The organism is Sphingobacterium sp. UDSM-2020 (assembly GCF_016132525.1).
GTDB lineage: Bacteria > Bacteroidota > Bacteroidia > Sphingobacteriales > Sphingobacteriaceae > Sphingobacterium > Sphingobacterium anhuiense.
Map to the genome: position 1 here is coordinate 5,042,417 of NZ_CP066166.1, position 19,308 is coordinate 5,061,724.

The 19,308-nt window shown below is 41.9% G+C and carries 9 protein-coding genes; 4 read left to right on the top strand and 5 right to left on the bottom strand.

Annotated features, from left to right (window positions below):
- The first annotated feature begins 39 nt into the window (after positions 1-39).
- A complete protein-coding gene (locus JAZ75_RS21310) occupies positions 40-1,593 on the top strand; it encodes a discoidin domain-containing protein (RefSeq protein WP_208698291.1) in 1,554 nt (517 codons plus the stop codon).
- A 230-nt stretch (positions 1,594-1,823) separates the two neighbouring features.
- Here the strand turns inward: JAZ75_RS21310 and JAZ75_RS21315 are convergent, their stop codons facing one another.
- The 5 genes from JAZ75_RS21315 to JAZ75_RS21335 form a co-directional block, all read right to left on the bottom strand.
- Entirely contained in the window at positions 1,824-2,546 is a 723-nt protein-coding gene (locus JAZ75_RS21315) for a DUF4998 domain-containing protein (protein WP_208698293.1), read from the bottom strand.
- A gap of 11 nt (positions 2,547-2,557) precedes the next feature.
- Positions 2,558-3,865, bottom strand: a complete 1,308-nt coding sequence (locus tag JAZ75_RS21320) for a DUF4959 domain-containing protein (protein WP_208698295.1) — start codon at positions 3,863-3,865, stop codon at positions 2,558-2,560.
- A gap of 25 nt (positions 3,866-3,890) precedes the next feature.
- On the bottom strand, positions 3,891-5,813 hold the full coding sequence (locus JAZ75_RS21325) for a RagB/SusD family nutrient uptake outer membrane protein (protein ID WP_208698297.1): 1,923 nt from the start codon (positions 5,811-5,813) through the stop codon (positions 3,891-3,893).
- Positions 5,814-5,818: 5 nt separating this feature from the next.
- Complete coding sequence (locus JAZ75_RS21330) at positions 5,819-9,103, bottom strand: SusC/RagA family TonB-linked outer membrane protein (RefSeq protein ID WP_208698299.1); 3,285 nt, start codon at positions 9,101-9,103, stop codon at positions 5,819-5,821.
- Between the two features lie 354 nt (positions 9,104-9,457).
- Positions 9,458-12,352 carry a triple tyrosine motif-containing protein gene (locus JAZ75_RS21335; protein ID WP_208698301.1) on the bottom strand — a complete coding sequence of 965 codons (2,895 nt, stop codon included), beginning with the start codon at positions 12,350-12,352 and terminating at the stop codon, positions 9,458-9,460.
- A 171-nt stretch (positions 12,353-12,523) separates the two neighbouring features.
- On the opposite strand from JAZ75_RS21335, the gene JAZ75_RS21340 reads away from it, so the two are divergent.
- The 3 genes from JAZ75_RS21340 to JAZ75_RS21350 all read left to right on the top strand — a co-directional run bounded on the left by JAZ75_RS21340 (position 12,524) and on the right by JAZ75_RS21350 (position 19,219).
- Positions 12,524-15,577, top strand: coding sequence for a SusC/RagA family TonB-linked outer membrane protein (locus JAZ75_RS21340; RefSeq protein ID WP_208698303.1), 3,054 nt, complete (start codon positions 12,524-12,526; stop codon positions 15,575-15,577).
- A gap of 300 nt (positions 15,578-15,877) precedes the next feature.
- Positions 15,878-17,152, top strand: coding sequence for a RagB/SusD family nutrient uptake outer membrane protein (locus tag JAZ75_RS21345; RefSeq protein ID WP_410528630.1), 1,275 nt, complete (start codon positions 15,878-15,880; stop codon positions 17,150-17,152).
- A 36-nt stretch (positions 17,153-17,188) separates the two neighbouring features.
- Complete coding sequence (locus JAZ75_RS21350; RefSeq protein ID WP_208698306.1) at positions 17,189-19,219, top strand: glycoside hydrolase family 16 protein; 2,031 nt, start codon at positions 17,189-17,191, stop codon at positions 19,217-19,219.
- Positions 19,220-19,308 lie beyond the last annotated feature (89 nt).

A 19,308-nucleotide genomic window follows, 5' to 3' on the forward strand; every position in this document is an offset into this window, starting at 1 on the left:
TAGAATAACCCATATATCCTTTAACCAAAAACAACTGTTATGAAAATTTACCATCTCGTACTTGCAGTGGCCCTCTTATTCGGTTCCTGTAAAAGAACAGAAATTCTCACCCGTATTGATGCCAATACGAACACCCTCGACACCGTTTACACGTCAGACCACCCCTACAACCTCAACGTCGTCTTGTTTGTCCCCTCGGACATGGTTCCCAATCCCGATTACGAAAGACGTATCAGTGAAACACTGATCTACCAACAAAACTTTGTCAAAACCTGGATGCAGCATTGGGGACATGGCGACAAAACCTTCGGATTGTTAAAAAATGCTTCCAATAGGGTCAAAATCCATGTTGTACAGGGCAATCTCCCTACTTCCTCCTATCCATATGAGGGTGGGGAATCAGCCATGTGGCAGGAAATTACCACGTATTTTCAGACCCATCAAAAATCCAGTGACCATTACCTGATCCTGACCACGGTCAATAAATTTGGTGAGCAAAATGCGCCGTACTATGGCATCGGAACAAAATGCTACGGCATCGATTTCCCCGATATGGAGATCGCCAATATGAGCCGTACCGATACAGCTGGACTGGCTTCTTCCTGGATCGGAGGCAATACGCATGAGATGATGCACGGTCTCAATCTGCCGCATAATGGCGGTCTGGTATCGCAGAACAATCTCTACGGTACACCCATCATCACCGGAAACGGTGGTACTTTTGTCGTAGCACCGACTTATTTAGATGCCTGGGATTGTTCTGTACTGAGCCGTGGACAGGTGTTCAGTACCACAACTCGTTCGGACTGGTATGTCGCTGCCAATGCGAAAATCACCAAACTGAATGCCCGCTATGACGATGCTACGCAAAAAGTAATTGTATCCGGACGGTTCAGCAGCAACAAAAAGGTGGACTTCATCGGCTTTACAAACGATGCCAAGCGCAGTGCCGGAGATGGTAACTACGACTCTGAAAACTGGGTAACCACCCCGATCGGTCTGGATAGTTTTTATACCGAAATCGCCATTACCGAATTCAAAGACCGAAGCAACCTACAGAATGATTTTACGATCAGCTTGATCCATGAAAATGGCTACAGACATTGGAACAGCTACAGTTATCAGATGCAGAACGGTAAACCCGATATTCAGTTTGGCGACAGACCCGAATACAATAAAGCAAACTGGAGTATCGTTGCCGTAAGTTCTGAAGAGACTCAGGCAGAAAGCGGTCAGGCTGTGCATCTCATCGACGGAGATAAAACAACGCAATGGGTGAGCCGCTGGACGGGAGCAAATTCTACCCATCCGCATTTCTTTACCATCGATATGGGAGCCTCAAAACCGGTGAACCGCTTTACCTTTGTACAGCGCTCTGGAGGAAGCAAACCCAAGAATATTCAAATTCAGGTCAGTACCAATAACAGCACCTGGCAAAATGCCGGCAGTTATGTGCTCCCGGATGCGGCAGGTCCTGCGTATGTGACTTTACCCAATAGCCTAACCTTCCGTTACTTTAAAGTGACGATTTCAAGTGCCACCGATGGCACCCAATGGGCGGCGCTCAACGAAGTGGGCACTTATCAAGATTAACCTTAGTTTCATCAAAAAAGCACCTGAACGGATCCGTTCAGGTGCTTTTTAAATTTCGCTTTTCATCCATTTCAAGCGCATATATAAGGTCAACGCTATTCCAGATCTGTAATAAAATAAAAAACAAGCAGTTCCTAAATTTTTACAGATCTTTACTCAATATTTAAAACAATTGATCACGAAGCGTTAAGACTGCGTGATCAATATGAATTGCGATTTAATATGACGTTTTATTTCGTATACTGGATTTCCTTATAACTGGTATAAAAGAAATCAATAGATTGCGCAATGGGCTTATAAACTGTCCGATACTTGATCGTACTTGGGCTTGCTATATCTTGTAAATTCACTTTAGTTTCATAAGGTGTGATTCTTACCGTCATCATTTCACCGTTTACTTTTTGATAAACAACTTCAGTGTATTGCATTGGAAAAAATGTTCCTTCCCGTGGCAGATTGCTCTCCCCATTAAAGGTTGCTTTATGCAAAGCACTATTCGCCTTATCAAAACTAGAAAATGTACGATTGATCAATGTTAGATTATATCTTTCTCCATAAATGTATTGATTCGTATTAACACTTTGAGAACTGTCATTACCCGAATATGAACGCACATCAATACTATAAGTCGCTTCTTCTAGTTGATCTAAATTTATTTCTCTGATTTTACCATAACTATTTGATGCCACATCAAATGGCATGATGGTTTGTTTTGATGACAAACTGTTTCTCAAAAAGACTTTTAAGAGTTTTACTTTCGGATCCGTTGTCATCTGAAAACGTAAAATTGCTCTTTTATTTCCCGGTATTAACGTTAAAGAATCTATACGCCCCGGGTAGTAAATCTCTCCATTTTTCAAATAATCGCCGTAATAATAGTCTGCTGGTTTGCAATTTGAAACAGCCACTAATAATGTGCAGAAACCTATTATTGTGTATATTTTATTTTTCATAATTAAAAGTACTATTGGGTGTATTTACCAAAAAATTTCATCTCAGATATAGCTACTGTCAAAGCGTTTCCTAATGGTTGTTCGCGTACTCCATTCCAGGTACAGAGTACTTTTACACGGAAGTATCGATAAGATTCCTGGGTATCCCAAGCCACTTCAAAATCTTCTCCCGCCTGCGCAAATTTTTGGTCTTCCGGTGTTGCATTCACGCCGAAAGCAAGCCCAGATGGTCGCGTTCCAGTAAAAGATCCCACCAATGTCCAAGAGTCCCATGAACCATCAGTGGCTGGATTGTTACTTGCGTAAACCTCAAATTCTTTGGGATGTGTTGCCTGAAATAATAAAGAAGCATTATCATTACGACCCCATAATTTCACACGACTTAATTGCACTTTTTTACCTAAATCCAAACTAAATTGTAAAGGAATTGGAGCATTCCTTCCCCACCATTGCTTTCCTGTATTATAGGTAGTCCCTGTTTGCGATCCATCAAAAAGAGCGACTTCTAAATCGGCGCTATTACCCTGAGCAGAATAGTTAAGAATATACTCTCCGTTTTTATTTTCATTTGAATAGGCAACGATACCTTTATAACCTTTAATACCGTTCAGCTCCACCTCTTCTAAAGGAGTAAGCGTGCGTACAATCGTATCTGAAATATTGCCCCACTGGTCACGAATAATCACACCATATTTGGATGCTATAGGATTTTCACCACGAACTCTTATTACCCCTTCTTTCGATTTGGTATAAGTATCATTGATGGTGCTCCATCCTGTTACATGAGTGATTGAATCTGTTCCAAATTTAAATACGCGTAATATAATATTTGCTGCAGATTCATTTTTATATACCAAATTGATTCCACCAAATGTGCTGTAGAAATAACTATCCGATTCAAATGATTCCGCCAAGATCTGATACTGAGGCTTACCTGTTTTAATCTTTATCACGATGGGATCAGATTGTACTTCACCAACGCTAACAGCTTTTAACTCGACATCATATTCACCAATTTTCGCAAATCCTTCTACCTTTAAATGATTATCGTAAACACTCGATTTGGCGACCATTGTACGTCCATTGTCTAAGGTGTAAGTGGCCTGAACATAACGCAAATCAACATTATCGGGCATATCATAGGCTATAATAGCACCACCAGCTGCTTCTTCAAAACTTATATTTGTTAATTTACCTGGTTTTGCTCCTTCCCTTGCGAATTGAATGCCACTATCTTCTTTACAGCTAATGATGGTAAAGGTTATCATTAAACACAACCAAACATTAAAGTGACTACTGAATTTTTTAATATTTTTCATAATGATTTTTTCGTTTTTATTTCACTTACCATCCTGCACTTTGAACAAGATTTGGATTTCTGCGTCTTTCATTTAAACTAATCGGCCAAAAATAGTCTCTATCCATAAATGATCTTGTGTAAAGCACAGTAGGTCTATAAAAAGAGCTTTCGGCAGACTGATTTATATCCCAACCTAATATGGGCGTATTTAATTCTTTTACCGCATCTTTCCATCTCCTTAAATCCCAAAAACGAATCCCTTCTAATGCAAATTCGCTTGTGCGTTCACTTTTAATAATTTCTCTTAAACCTTCTTTAGTGGTTGGTTTAGATGGATTAACCGAATAGTTAAGCCAGGAGTCCACTACACCGCCTAAACCGGTTCTTTCTCTAACCAGATCAATATAGCTGTAGGCTTCTTGCGTTGGTCCATTAACTTCATTGAGCGCTTCAGCATAGTATAAATAAAGATTTGCTAAACGCATCACAGGATATCCAAATAATCGAGCCGTAAAACCATTGCTCGCAGCTACTGTATTTTGATAGTTATAATGTTTTTTAGAAGCGAAACCTGTCCAATTATAATTTGTTGGATCTACTTTACCAGATGCCCCTGCATATTTCAAATCTATATTATAAGCATTCGCATCCGAACCTGCTTGATTTACAAATAAACGACCTGCGTCGAATACTAACGATGCGTAAAATCTATTTTCACGATCTAGTTGTAATCTTGAAGTTGTCTTTCCAGCTACGAGATCATAGCGATATCCATCCGTACTAGGTACCGTAACTAAATCAAACCTCGAATTATAGGGATATGAAATGTCTTCATCAATTGGAACACCATTTTTCGAGTAAAATTTCTCCACAAGATTTAAAGTTACAGACATATAGCCCGATAGACTTGAGCTTGTTGCATTCGCCGTAAAACGAGGCACCATAAAAGCTCCTTGGTATGCTGCTGATGCAGTAGATCGGGAATCGAGCCAGAGGATCTCTTTATTATTGGAAGATTCACTAAACGCTTCCCTTGTGTTCATTTGGTATTTTGTACTTGTCTGTGGCGTAAAACTCCCAACAGAATTCCAGGTATGCAATTGCTTGCCCAATGCATGTGCAAACTCAATAGCTTCTTTACAAGCCACCGATGCCTTTTGCCACTTTTCTACGGAATAGGTCTTATTAAATAATTCTTTGCCGTCATTATTTCGTAAGGACGCTTCTATTCCATTATTTCCATTAAACAATGGACTAGCGGCATATATCAAAATTTCAGCTTTCATCGCTTTTGCAACGAGCTTTGTAATCCTTCCTGTCTCCTGATTAACAGCAGTAACGTCGTCCATCAAATAATCCATGTCACCGTCAATCGTCCCAATAATATAGTCAAAACATTCTTCAGCACTGCTCCTTGGTATCTGGGAATTGCCGGGAGGATCATAGATTGGAATATTTTTGTCCATGATCGGAATAGGACCATACTGCCTTAACAATAAAAAATGATAATAAGCTTTCAAAAATTTTACTTCAGCAGCCCATTGCAGTTTTTCAGCATCGGTCATATCGGGTACTTTTTGAATATTTTCTAAAAATGTATTGCAGTTTGTGATACCAATCCAGAGACCAGTCGATCCATTATTACCATCCCATGCGTTCATTAACGGGTTATCTGAATTTTGATTACCCAAGGCTATTTTCCAATTGTTATAGGAATTATAAGTGGATTGAGAACTTAACCAAAACTCATCTCCTGCCAAAATACCCGTATTAGCTGTAACAGAAGAATTTAGGGGCAATGAATTGTAGCAGGTCACTAAATAACGTTCAGCCATGGTACGCATAGCAAAGGCTTGATCGAGTACAGGAGCATTATCAGGGACGACATCTAAAAATTTATTACAGGATGTTGCCATCCCGAGCAGCATACCCAGTCCAAGAATACTTATCTTAAAATTATTTTTCATGATCATTATAGATTTGCATTTATACCAATATTGAAAACTTTTTGCAACGGATAATTGAGTGCATTTCCGCCCATCTCGGGATCCCATAATTTAAATGCGCTAAAGGTTAATAGATTGGTTGCACTCGCATATATTCGGAAAGATTTAAACTTGAATTTTTGTGTAAATTCTTTATTTAAAGTGTAGCCAAGTTCCAGTTGTTTTAACCGAAAGAAACTTGCATTGCGTAACCAATAAGTACTCGAAACCGTATTATTAGCCATCGGTTGAATACTTAATCGTGGCCATGCGGCATATATATTTTTATTATCTTCGGACCAATGACTGTCGGCCCACTCCTGCAACACCGCATTGGGTGAGTTTATATTACCAAAAGGCGCTATACCTTTGCTAGTTGAAGTATTATCGGCACTTGGGTTAATGAATAATGAAGCTCTACCTACGCCACTAAAAAAGAAAGAGAGATCAAGACCCTTATAGCCCGTACTTAAACCAAAACCATAATTAATTTCAGGTGTGGTCGGGTGACCAATAGGCATTCGATCATCATCATTAATGACACCGTCACGATTTACGTCTAAGTACTTAATATCACCACCGCGTACTGTTGAACCAAACTCTTGTTTAGGGCTATTATATACTTCATTATCATCAATAAATAACCTTTCTGCTATATAACCAAAAGTTTGCGCCGCACTCGTACCTACCCGATTTCGATAATCATTTTTGTATTTAGGCTCTTCATAAAATGAATATTCCCCTGTAGCATAAGTAAATGTCCCTCTTCCCTGAAACCACAAATCATTATTTACAGTTTTATTATAAACAAGTTCCCCATCAAATCCACGACTTTTATACTCACCGACATTCGCATATACATTTGCCGTCAATCCATTATTATTCGGTAATGTACGTTGCTGCACAATGTTATCTCTAAATTGTGTGTAGAAATCCCCTGTAAAAGTAATGGCACCATTAAAAAGACCTAAATCTATTCCTAAATTGGTTTGTGTAGAAATTTCCCAACGAATATCCGGATTTGCGTAACGGTTTACCACCACTCCATTAACCGTATATCGAGAGGATTCCGCAGGTGGACCAAAGGTATAACCATTACTACTACTGTTCAAATTAACATCGGATAGATAAAAAAATCGCGTGTCTAAAATCTGATCGTTACCTAATGTACCCCGTGTAAATCTAAATTTAAGGTTACTGACAACTGGTTTCAACGGTTCGAAAAACTTTTCATTAGAAACGCTCCAGGCAGCTCCAAAGGATGGAAAAAATCCCCATCGATATTTAGATGAAAACCTTTCTGATCCATTGTACCCAAATGCGAACTGTACATGATAACGGCTATCATATCCGTAAGTAAAATTACCCGACAAGGAAACATTTCGTGAGGGCAATGTATTAATTAATGAAATATTATTGTCTACCGGTGTATTGATATTGTCTCGAATCGTATTGATGAGCATACCAAAGAAATTATGCTTCTCAATTGCTTTTGAATATGAAAGTTGATTTTCCATATAAAAAATTGCTGCCTGAGTTCTACTTCCAGGTTTAAAATCTAGATACTCGGTCCCCGTTGTTGGATTTAATTGCTTATAAATTGGTGTGTTACTAACAGGATCAATTCCGATAGGAGTATAATAAAAGGGATTGTAAGTTCTGGATTGCGAAAAATATGAATTTCTTGATATATTAATCAAACCTCTATAATTTAATCCTGGAGTAACGAGCTCGGAAAGATCTTGCTTCAGTTCAAGCTGAACCTGAACATCACTTCTCCTTCTTTCAGAATAACCGCGCATAATTTCAGCATACGGGTTGAGATATTGCCCATCAACTCCTGCATTTCCAAATAGCGGGTGCTTGATGTAAGATTGTGCCGCTCCAACTTCATAAACCGGTAAGAATAATACAGGATTTGCCCTTAAAGCAAGGTTATAAGCTTCTGCTCCGCTGGTGGGTGGCCCTGAGTAATTTTGCAAATTAACAACAGTTCGAATCATCGCTTGCGTACTCTTGGTGAGATTAATGCCAACGTTGCTTCGTAAATTCATAACCTGAAAATTCACATTATTATTGAAATTATTCAGATCATTCATTTTTAATAGACCATTATCATTCGTAAAGTTACCGCTGACATTATAGTTAGCGATCTGACCACCACCGGAAATTCCTAAATTGTAATTTTGTGTAGATGTCGTTTTATTGGTCAATGCATCCAACCAGTCTACCGCTGGATAAAGTAATGGATCTGCCCCGGCCTGTGTTTTTTCTATCTTCTCTTGACCATATTGCTCGACAGCTAGTGGATCCCTTGTTAACACGGCTTCATTGTTCAATTTCATCCAGGTAACTGGATCCGCTAACTTCAATCTTTGTGTAGGCGTAGAAATTCGATTTTCGGCACGTAAAGCTACTCTTGCAGGACCTTCCTTGCCTGTTTTGGTTGTTACTAAAACGACGCCATTGGCACCTCTGGAACCATAAACAGCAGACGCTGTTGCATCACGTAAAATGGAAAAATTTTCGATATCATCTACAGGTATCCTCGCGAGATCATCTGCCGTAACTTCCATATTATCAATCAATATGAGTGGTCTCGCATTTGTTCCAAAAGTACCAACACCTCTAATGAAAAAATCGGCGTTATCCGATCCCGGCTCCCCACTTCTCTGGAAAGAAACAACTCCCGCTACTTTTCCCTGCAGGGCAGCGGTAAGATTGCTGACTGGAGCCCGCAGCTCTTTAGGACTAAGTGAAGCAACTGAACCGATAATATCCTGTTTTCTTTGTCGTTGACCAAATGCCGTAACGACGACTTCATCGACCTGATTCGCTTCGGCTTCTACCAGTACCACATTGATGCTTGAGGATCCATTCACATTAATTTCCTGAGCTTTATAACCGACCATGGAGAAAACTAAAATTCCTGAGGATGGAACTTTTAAGATATAATTTCCATTGACATCGGTAGATGTTCCGATAGTTGATTTCCCTTTTAATGCAACTGAAACACCCCTCAAGATCGTCCCTGTAGAATCTTTAACGACTCCGGTAACTTGAATATCCGCCTGAAATAGTTTGAAATTACTTCGCAACAGTTTTTCAGACTCCTTTGCCTGACTATAATTGATGCTACTGAATAAAATAAGAGGGAAAATAATCGTTTTTGATGTGATCTTAAACAGCGTTGTAAACGGTGATCTTTTTAGGTCATCTTTATCACTAAGATGAAAAAAAAGATGACCATTTTTCTTGTGAAAAACACTCATTTTGTAGTCCTTAAAATTGGTTAATAAATAGATTTATAATTGTTGGTGATGGTTAGAGCACCGAAACAAATATTAAACTACTTAAGGACATTCTGAAAAGTTAAGTCACAGCAAACGATTGCGTTAAACACGAAATCCTTTTCGCAAATTTTTACAAAAAACTACGAAATCCATTGCGTAATTATTACTAAAAAAACTACGAAATCGTTTAAGTAGCAGGGGTAAATAAAGAAGAAAAATCATTTAGAGTCGTAAAAAACCATGCCGTTTTTTTTGATACTTAACTTCAAGTGTACAACTCATTAACTATTTGGTTTCCGAATTAAAACTGAATCATCTATCTACCTCACCCCACTAGATTTCATTCAAAAAATCACTTAAAGACTGATCTTTCCCTACTGGTAGTTTTTTACGTAAACGGTACCGGTGTATTTCAACTCCTCTGACCGTAATATTCTGCAACTGCGCGATCTGCTTGGTGGTAAAATTCAATTTCAGATAAGCACAGACTTTAAGATCATTCCGTGATAACCCCTCGTGATTGGATTTCAGTTTATTCAAAAAGCCATCATTCAGTTCATCAAAATGCAGCGCAAACTGATCCCAGTTGGCACTATTTTTCTCCACATCTTTCAGTAAATTGTTGATCCGTTTTAATTCCGAAGCCTCTTCCTCACTCCCTTCTATTTTTGCCAGTTCATCGCGGACTTTAACAAGCGTTCCCGAATTTTCCAAAAGCTGCATACTCGCACTGGCCAGCTCTTTCGTCTTCACCAGTACTTCCTGTTCCAGCTTTTCATTATTGAGCTTTACAATTTCCTTTTCGCTCTTTTCGATTTCCAGCTGATGGATGTAGCGGAGCTGTGCCATTTTCTTCTCATACTGAAGCTGTTGCTTTTTCCAGACCTGCTTTTGCACCTTAAAAAAGAGATAGATGCCCAATGCTCCCAATAGAATATAGACGAGCTTTGCCCAGATGCTCAGATACCAGGGTGGTAAAATCGTAAAATCATAGCTAACGGTCTCGGAGATCTGATTTAAATTGTTTCTCACCCGAACCTGAAAACGATACTTTCCACTTGGCAGGTTGGTATATGATTTTTCAGCGATATTTGCCCATGTGGACCAATCCTCATCATAACCGACCAGTTGATAGCTGAACTCCATATGCTCATGGATACCAAAACTTGGCGAAGAGAAAGCAAACTGAAAAGAATTGAATTTAGAGGCCAGCTCCAACTGGTCCGCACGGAGCTGTTCGTAAGTTCCGGTTTCATTTTTAGTGAAATAGCCGGCAAATAGAATACTGTCCTGCGCTGATTTTGCCGTTACCTGCGACAATAGCACAAGTGGCTTCCGCGCTTCCTGAATATACTTTTCATAGTTGACATGGATGATCCCTTTTTCAGCACCGATATAGATGTTATTTTTATCATAGGTATTGATATGATCGAATCCCGAAGTATTCATGCCTTCAATTTCTGGAAATTTGATAAGCTGATAGCTCTTATTTTTTGCATCAAATTGTGCGACCCCGACGTATTTATCTGTACAGTACCAGATATTGCCCTCTTTATCCTCCTTTAGATAGCGGATCGTCAGACCATCAAATTCCTTATAATCAGCAGACTTGACAAACGCATTTTTGCTATAATCGTAGGTGTACAGCCCCTTTTCTGTAGCAAAAACGATCTGATCCTTAATCTTGAACACAAAATTCTGATAGTCTGACGGTAAACCATTCTTCTTCGTTAAGAGAACAGCATCGTAAGCATGGCGGTCTGCCGCCAGTCGCATGCGGTAAATACCGCGATAAGGATGTGAAGCCCAAATTGTATTTTTGTCGTCCAATTCTAAAAAGCGATAAGAATCCACAAACCCGCGCAACTGACCGCCGGACTGAAAAATACCGTTTTGATAACTCAACAGCTCTAAACCCTGATAAGTACCCACCAGAGCCTGTTCTACCGGATAAACGGAACTTAACGGCAATACATTCCAGGTACCTGTGCGATTGGACAGCGGCAGTAAAGCTTGATCCTGAATCTGAAACAATCCTTTATTGTGCCCCAGTAATAAGCGTCCGTTCAGTTCTTCCAGCAACCAGGCCTCGCCACCATCACTTTTCGGAAAAAGTGAAAAAGAACTCAATGAACGGCTCTGATCTTTCAGTCCTTTGCTGATAGGTGCCACATACACCCCGTTGGATGAAGATAAATAAAGTTTATGATCAAAGATCAGCGACGATAGCCCAGTCACCTCATTTTCAAGATTGGGACGCAGATACCGTACCGCAGATCCGTACGAAATCACCGAAATCCCATTATCACTGGCCACCCAGATATTTTTTTGCTGGTCCACAAATACCGCTGAAATATTCTTGTTCACCAAACCTTCCCGAATACCGATGCGTTGAATCGTTTTCCCATCGCGATCACGGATATGACAACCCTCTTTTGCATTACCGACAACAAAGGTGGAGTCATCGATACGCGCGGCAGATGGTGTATAACTATCATCCCAGCGCTCCTTATTTAACTGCAATAACACCCTGTCTTTCAATAAGTAGTTCTGGTTATTTAAAGTAGATAAGACGATCCGGTCTTTACCCAATGGAAGCATCGATGCAATTTTCATTTCGCGATAAGGCAACGTTGCCAGCACGGGTGACCAGTGGTTATTGCGGTAGACCAATAAGCCATTTTTTTTATCTTGCGCAAAAAGCGATTCACCCACCTTACCCATAAAATACCATTCCGCAGCAGCGGGATGTACCGTTATTTTTTGACCTTTGAGTTCAAAAATCACATTGGTCGCCCTAAAAAAAACAGACTGCCCAAAAGACAGCGTATTCCAGATGTCAGCAAAATTGCGGTACTCCTCCGGAATCAGGGCTTTCAGTGATGTATACGTCAGACCACCCTGCTCAGCAGGTTCGAAGTAACCGAAATCTCCCTGACCGCCCACATAGATCCGATCATGGCTGTCAATCCATAGCGAACGGATAATGGTATGGTTGGGCAACGCATAAGATTTCCAGTACCGGCCATCAAAAGTAATCAGCCCTTCACTGTTACCAAAATATAGGATGCCCCTGCTATCCTGTTTAATATCCCAGGTCCGGCTTCCGCCACCATATACGGTTTTATTGTAGTTATTGACTAAGGGTAATCCCAATAAATTCTGTCCGCACAAAGAAATCGGTGCTATAAAAAAAACGAAAAAATAAAGGAATGCGAGATACTTCATATACTGTTTATAAGGGTTGACGTACAATTGACGTACCCCAAATATAGCGATTTTAACCGCATTAAAGCAACATGAAGTAGTAATGAAGTAGTGTTTAAATTTAACTTATGCCCATCTAAATCTAATTTTGGGCTAATTATAAACATTCCTAAATTTTTTAATTCATCAAGCATGAAAAATAATGTTAGCATCATGGCAAGTGTTGCTCTTCTGTCTTGTCTTACCCATACGGTAAGTGCACAGAACAGAACGATCACAGGTAAAGTCACAAATGAACTGGGGATTCCGCTAGTGGCAAGTATTACCTTATCCGGAGGTTCCAAAATTGGAACAAGTAGCAACGAGCAGGGAGATTTTTCCCTCTCTCTTCCTCAAAACACCAGTTATTTGACGGTCTCTTCTTTAGGCTATGAAACCAAAACAGTCGCCATCACCGGCAATTCCGTCAACATCCAATTAAAAGCAAATGCCGATTTTAATCTGGATGAAGTCGTAGTAGTGGGTTACGGTACACAACGAAAAGGCGATCTAACAGCGCCTATTTCAACGGTCAACATGCAGGATATGGCCAAACGTACGGTTTCAAATTCGATGGATGCCCTTCAGGGTGCCGTTGCAGGGGTGCAGATCGTCAGCTCAGGAGCTCCGGGATCAACACCCTCCGTGCGTGTCCGCGGTGTAGGTTCATTCAACAATGAAAGTCCGCTCTATGTCGTGGATGGGATGTTTATGGACAATATTGATTTCTTAAACCCCAACGACATCGCCGATATCTCCATCTTAAAAGATGCCTCCGGAGCAGCCATCTACGGGGTACGTGCCGCAAATGGGGTTATCCTCGTCACCACGAAAAAAGGAAGCCTTAATATGAAATCGCGTGTCACCTACAATGGATTTGCAGGTTTCCAGACCCCGACCAACATCTTAAAAATGGCCAATGCGCAACAATATGCGAATTATGCCAATGCGACCGGAAATGGTGCCTTTGTCAAAAAATCGGTTGAAAAGTATGGTGGTACCGAAACCAATCCGGCCATGGATACCGACTGGTTCGATGAACTATTGCGCTCAAAAGCACTCATCACGAACCACAATCTTGACATCATGGGCGGCAGTGAAAAGATTACCTATGCTTTTGGTCTCAACTACGTTAAACAAGAAGGCATCATGGATGCCAAAAACAACAACCAGAAGTTTAACATGCGTATGCAGGCCGATGCTAAGGTTACAGATTGGCTGAAAGTTGGGTTTATGGCACATTTAAATAACTTTAAATCCTATCATCCTAATAATGCAGCTTTCCGTCAGGCGTATTTTGCATCGCCTTTATACCCTGTTTACGATCCGACCATCGAACTTTCAAAACCTGAAAAGTTCGGATCCAGTACGGCAATCGGTATGCAGTCGGGATTTTGGTACAACAATCCGATCGCGACAGCCTTCTACAACAACAATCAGACGAAAGGATTTCAGATCCTGCCGAGTTTCTATGTAGAGGCAGAACTATGGAAAGATAAAATTACCTTTAAGTCACAGCTCAGCCAGCGCTATCAATCGACACATAACATCGGCTATAACCCAATTTATTACATCGATAACGACCAGCGAAATGACCGCTCTTTCTTACGTTCGGCACAGGCACGTAACAACAACTACATCTTAGACAATTTATTGACGTATAAAGATGAAGCCGGCAAACACCACTGGTCGGTCCTGTTGGGACAGTCGACACGTGAGGAACGCTGGCGTGAAACCTGGGTGCAGGCCAATGATGTACCTGAATCGGAAGAATTCTGGTATGTAGGAGTTGGCGCTCAGGGAATCGGTTCGGCAACAGGATACGGTGAGAACGGCTCCCGAAATGCCGGTATATCTTATTTTACGAGAGGAACGTACGATTATGACAACAAATACTTACTGACCGCTACTTTCCGTGCTGACGGAAGTTCAAAATACCAGACCAAGTGGGGCTATTTCCCATCTGTGGGTTTAGGATGGGTACTGACGAGAGAAAAGTTTATGGAAAACCAAAAGCTTTTCAATCAACTGAAACTCCGTGGAAGCTGGGGTAAACTGGGGAATGACGGTATCCAGCCCAATGCAGGCTATGCAACCGTGTATTCCGGAAACAATTTCTCAGGTATCTTTGGCAGTGAGGGCACGACAAACGGAACCCGTATTCCGGGATACCGTGTCGGCAGGTTCTTTTCACAGGTCCGCTGGGAAGTGGTGGAAGAATGGGATGGCGGGATAGATTTTGCCTTGTTGAACAACCGGCTTAGCGGTACATTAGACTATTACCACAGAACAACCCATGATCTTGCCTTCAGCAGGCCTATTCCATTTTCGTGGGATCGCGTATATGGAAATTGGGGCAGTGTCGCCAACAGCGGATGGGAGCTTTCGCTACAATGGAAAGATAAAGTCGGTGCATTGGGCTATTCCATTGGCGGAAATGTAACCACATTGAAAAATACCGTTAAAAATCTGGGCGGACTTGAGAATATCATGAACGGTTACCCGGAATGGTCGGCAGAATTTCCGGCCAGAATCCAGATCAACGAGCCCATCAACTTTTACTATGGTTATGAAGTCGCTGGCGTGTACCAAAATCAGGCGCAGATCGATGCCGATCCAATAGCAAAGGCGTACAACGAGCAAAATCCAAACGCCCCTATTTTACCGGGTTATCTCCAGTATAAGGATCAGAATAATAATGGCGAACTGGATGAAAATGACCGTATCAATCTCGGAAACTACCTGCCAAAGATCACCTATGGTTTCAACTTGGCATTCGATTACAAAAAGTTTGATCTAAGCGTTGCCTTTCAAGGCGTGAGCGGCAATAAAATCCATAACCTCAACCGGGCTATGCGTAGAAAATACAATCAGATGAATGTGGATGCGGCCTTTGTTGATAAACTATGGACCGGTGAAGGAACAAGCAACACCCATCCATCGGCAGCAGGTTCGGTGGCTTCATGGAACCTACAGGCTAGTTCATTCTTTGTCGAAAGTGGCGCTTACCTCCGCGTACAAAATATTCAGTTAGGTTATAGTTTTGACTTCCCGAAAATGCCAACCCGCATATTCGTTACGGCAGATCGACCTTTTATGTTTACCAAATACAACGGTTTTACTCCTGAAGTATCAGGAATGGGATTTGATGCCAATGTGTATCCAATTGCATCGACGTACAGCCTAGGCGTCAAAGTTTCCTTTTAATTTTTAACCTTACTTTTTAATCTTATGAATACCTTTAAATATATCCTCATAGCAAGCTGTATAGCAGTACCGTTATCCATGACGAGCTGTAAAAAGTTTTTGGACAAGCCTCTTGAAAACCAGCAGCGTTCGGAAGAAATCGATTACAGCAACCCTGCGCTGATGTACAGCCCCGTTTCTGGCGTATACCGCTCGGCAGCTGATGACAACCTGGTCCATTGGATCGATCTATCCATCCGCTGCATGCGCGATGATGATTACCTGCAGGCTGCTCCCAGCCCCAATGATAACCCGGAGCTCATGGCCATCAAAAACTTCCAGAACGATGTAACTGTGCAGTCGTACTGGGGACTGAACCAATCGTGGATCAGTTATTACAGCCTGGTCATCGCGGCCAACAATGCCCTGATCGAACTGGATAATTTCGCGGCAAAAATACCGGCAGGCAACAGCAAAGACCTCAACCTCAATAAGCAATACAAAGCGGAGGTCCGTTTTCTACGTGCATACGCCCACCTGATGGCCTCCCGCCTGTTCGGAAACGTGCCTATCTTGATCGACAGTGAAAATATTGGACGCCTGGCGACCATCGAAAAGAGCACTGCGGCCCAAGTAAGAGCCTTTATCATTGCCGAAATGAATGAATGCATCGAAGCACTGGAAGATGCACGTCCGAATCAGTCCATCCATATCGGTGCCGTGACCAAATATACGGCACTGCTCCTCAAAGCCAAAGCCGCAGCAGATCTTGCCGGTAATGATAACAGCAGTCCGCATTGGGAAGAAGTCTTGGATGCGACCAATAAGATCATTGCGAGCAATAAATTCTCCTTATATCCAAACCTGTACGAGCTCTTTAAGCTTCCCGGAAAACTGGCCAATGAATCCTTATTTGAACTGCAATATTCTGATTTTGGTGTAGGTACTGGCGATATTGTACGTCCCGGAGTAGACTGGGGAACATTCTTTAGGTGGCAGGGACCGTCGGGTGATCAAAAAGGAAGTCCCATCTCCGGAGCGGGCTGGGTACCGCCATCTCAAAATATTGTCGATTTCCTAACGAACCGTGGCGATGTTGAACGCTTGAAAAACACGATTCAGTACTGTGGCATCGACGGTAATCCTGCTACTTCAGTCACCACCCCGAGCGGTGATGTGGTCTATGGCAATCCATTTGGTATCAAATATTTCAATGGAAAAGCGTATCTTCCAAAAGCACAGATGACCGAAGGACGTATGGAATATGGCGCCAACAATAATGTTCGTATCTTACGTTATGCAGATGTATTGCTTCTAAATGCGGAAGCAAAAGTACGGAAAGGGCAAAATGGCGACGAACCTTTTCAATTGGTACGCGAAAGGGCTAAATTGGGTGCTATTGCCAATGTGACGCTAAACCAGATTTTAGACGAGCGCAGAGCAGAATTTGCCTGTGAATGGTGGGGTGAGCGTTTCAATGACCTGGTACGTACCGGTAAAGCAAAAGAAGTATTTGGTGCTAAATTTATTCCTGGTGTGAGTGAATCATTGCCTATACCGCAAACGCAGATCGATGCTAACCCTAACTTCAGATAAATCATGATGCATATAAAAACAGGAATTTTATGTTCCTTGCTCCTTTTCAACGTACAGCTGGCGGTATCGCAGGACAACAAACCCGTCAAAACCGTCATCGCTAAAGAAAACGGTGGTTACACCATCAAGCGTGACGGTCAGCCGTATTTTATCAAAGGCGCCGGTGGCAGCAATTATATGGATCGTCTAAAAGCGTATGGAGGTAACTCCATACGTACTTGGAACCCGCACAATGCGGGAAAAATATTGGACGATGCCCATCGCTTGGGACTTACCGTGACCTTAGGACTGGATGTACGGGCCGAAAGACATGGATTTGACTACAGCAACCCCGAACAGGTAGCGCAACAATTGGAGGGTATCCGTAAGACCGTCCTGCAGTACCGAAACCATCCTGCGCTTTTAGCCTGGGGAATCGGCAATGAACTGAACCTCCATTACAGCAATCCCAAGGTATGGGATGCGGTCAATGCGATTGCAGTAATGATTCATGAACTAGACCCTAATCACTTGGTGACAACCATGTTGGCGGGTATCAATCAAAAGGAATTTGATTATATTCAGGAGAAATGCCCGGCTATCGATCTGATCGCTGTTCAGGTATACGGAGGACTCGCGTCCGTACCGCAACAGATTAAAAGTGTCGGCTGGACTAAACCTTATATCGTGACCGAATGGGGTCCTACAGGGCACTGGGAGGTGACACAGACACCTTGGTCTGCTTCCATAGAAGAGAACAGCAGTGAAAAAGCGGCGGTCTACAAAAGCCGTTATGAAGCCTCTATCGGCACAGACAAAAACTGCTTAGGGTCTTATGTTTTCTTATGGGGACAGAAACAAGAGCGCACCCCAACCTGGTACGGACTGTTCACCGAAGCTGGTGAAGAAAACGAAGTGGTCGATGTGATGCAATACCTCTGGTCAAAAAAATGGCCTGAAAACCGTTCTCCACAGGTATCGTCCCTCCTGTTAGATGGAAAAAAAGCGGCTGACTTTGTTTATGTCGAACCGGGTAGAACTTACCCCGTTGCTGTGTCTGTAAGCGATCCGGATGGCGACAAGTTAACGACTCGCTGGGAGCTTCTGCACGAAAGTACCGACCTGAAAGAAGGTGGTGACCGTGAAGAAAGACCAAAGGCTATCCCAGGGCGTATTGCAGCTGAAGGTCAGCAGCACACACAGCTCACAGTTCCTGCAGAAGAAGGCGCATACCGGTTGTTTGTCTATGTTTCCGATGGTCATAACAATGTGGCTACTGCCAATATCCCCTTCTATGTAACGGCTAAAAAGTCAAATACCAGTGCTTCATCAACCCAGAAAAATGCCTACCGCTTTTCAACTGAACCTGTCTGGGCAGATGAATTTAATTACGAAGGCTTACCCGACACCACCAAATGGTCGTATGATATAGGTTCAAAATATAACGGTTGGGGCAATAATGAGGATCAGTATTATGTTGCATCTTCGCTAAAAAACTCAGTTGTCGGTAAAGGGGTTTTAAAAATCAAAGCTTTAAAAGAAAGCAAAGGCGGTAAACCTTACACTTCTGCCCGATTAGTGAGCAAAGATAAAGGTGATTTCCTGTACGGCCGCTTTGAAGCTCGTGCCAAATTACCGCGGGGACGCGGCAATTGGCCTGCGATCTGGATGTTGCCAACAGCATCTAAATATGGCAATTGGCCCAACTCGGGTGAGATCGATATCTTGGAACACGTGGGTTACGATCAGGATGTACTGCATATCTCCACCCATACCAAAGCCTATAACCACAATATCAATACCCAAAAAACAGCAACAACAAAAGTTGCAGGTGTTTCCGATAATTTTCACCTGTACCGTGTGGATTGGACACCCGAATATATCAAGGGGTTTATCGATGATCAGGAGATTTTTTCTGTTGAAAACGAACATAAAACCTTTGCCGAATGGCCTTTTGATCAAAAATTTCACTGGTTGCTTAATTTAGCCATCGGCGGAAATTGGGGCGGTAAACATGGGGTTGATGACAAGATATTCCCGAATGTTTTTGAAATCGATTACGTCCGTGTATATGAACTGTTACCTTAGATCATATTTATTATATAGCTATAATAGAGCACATAACAGATAACAAAATAATTTAAAAGACCTTTTCAGCTATGGGCTGAAAAGGTCTT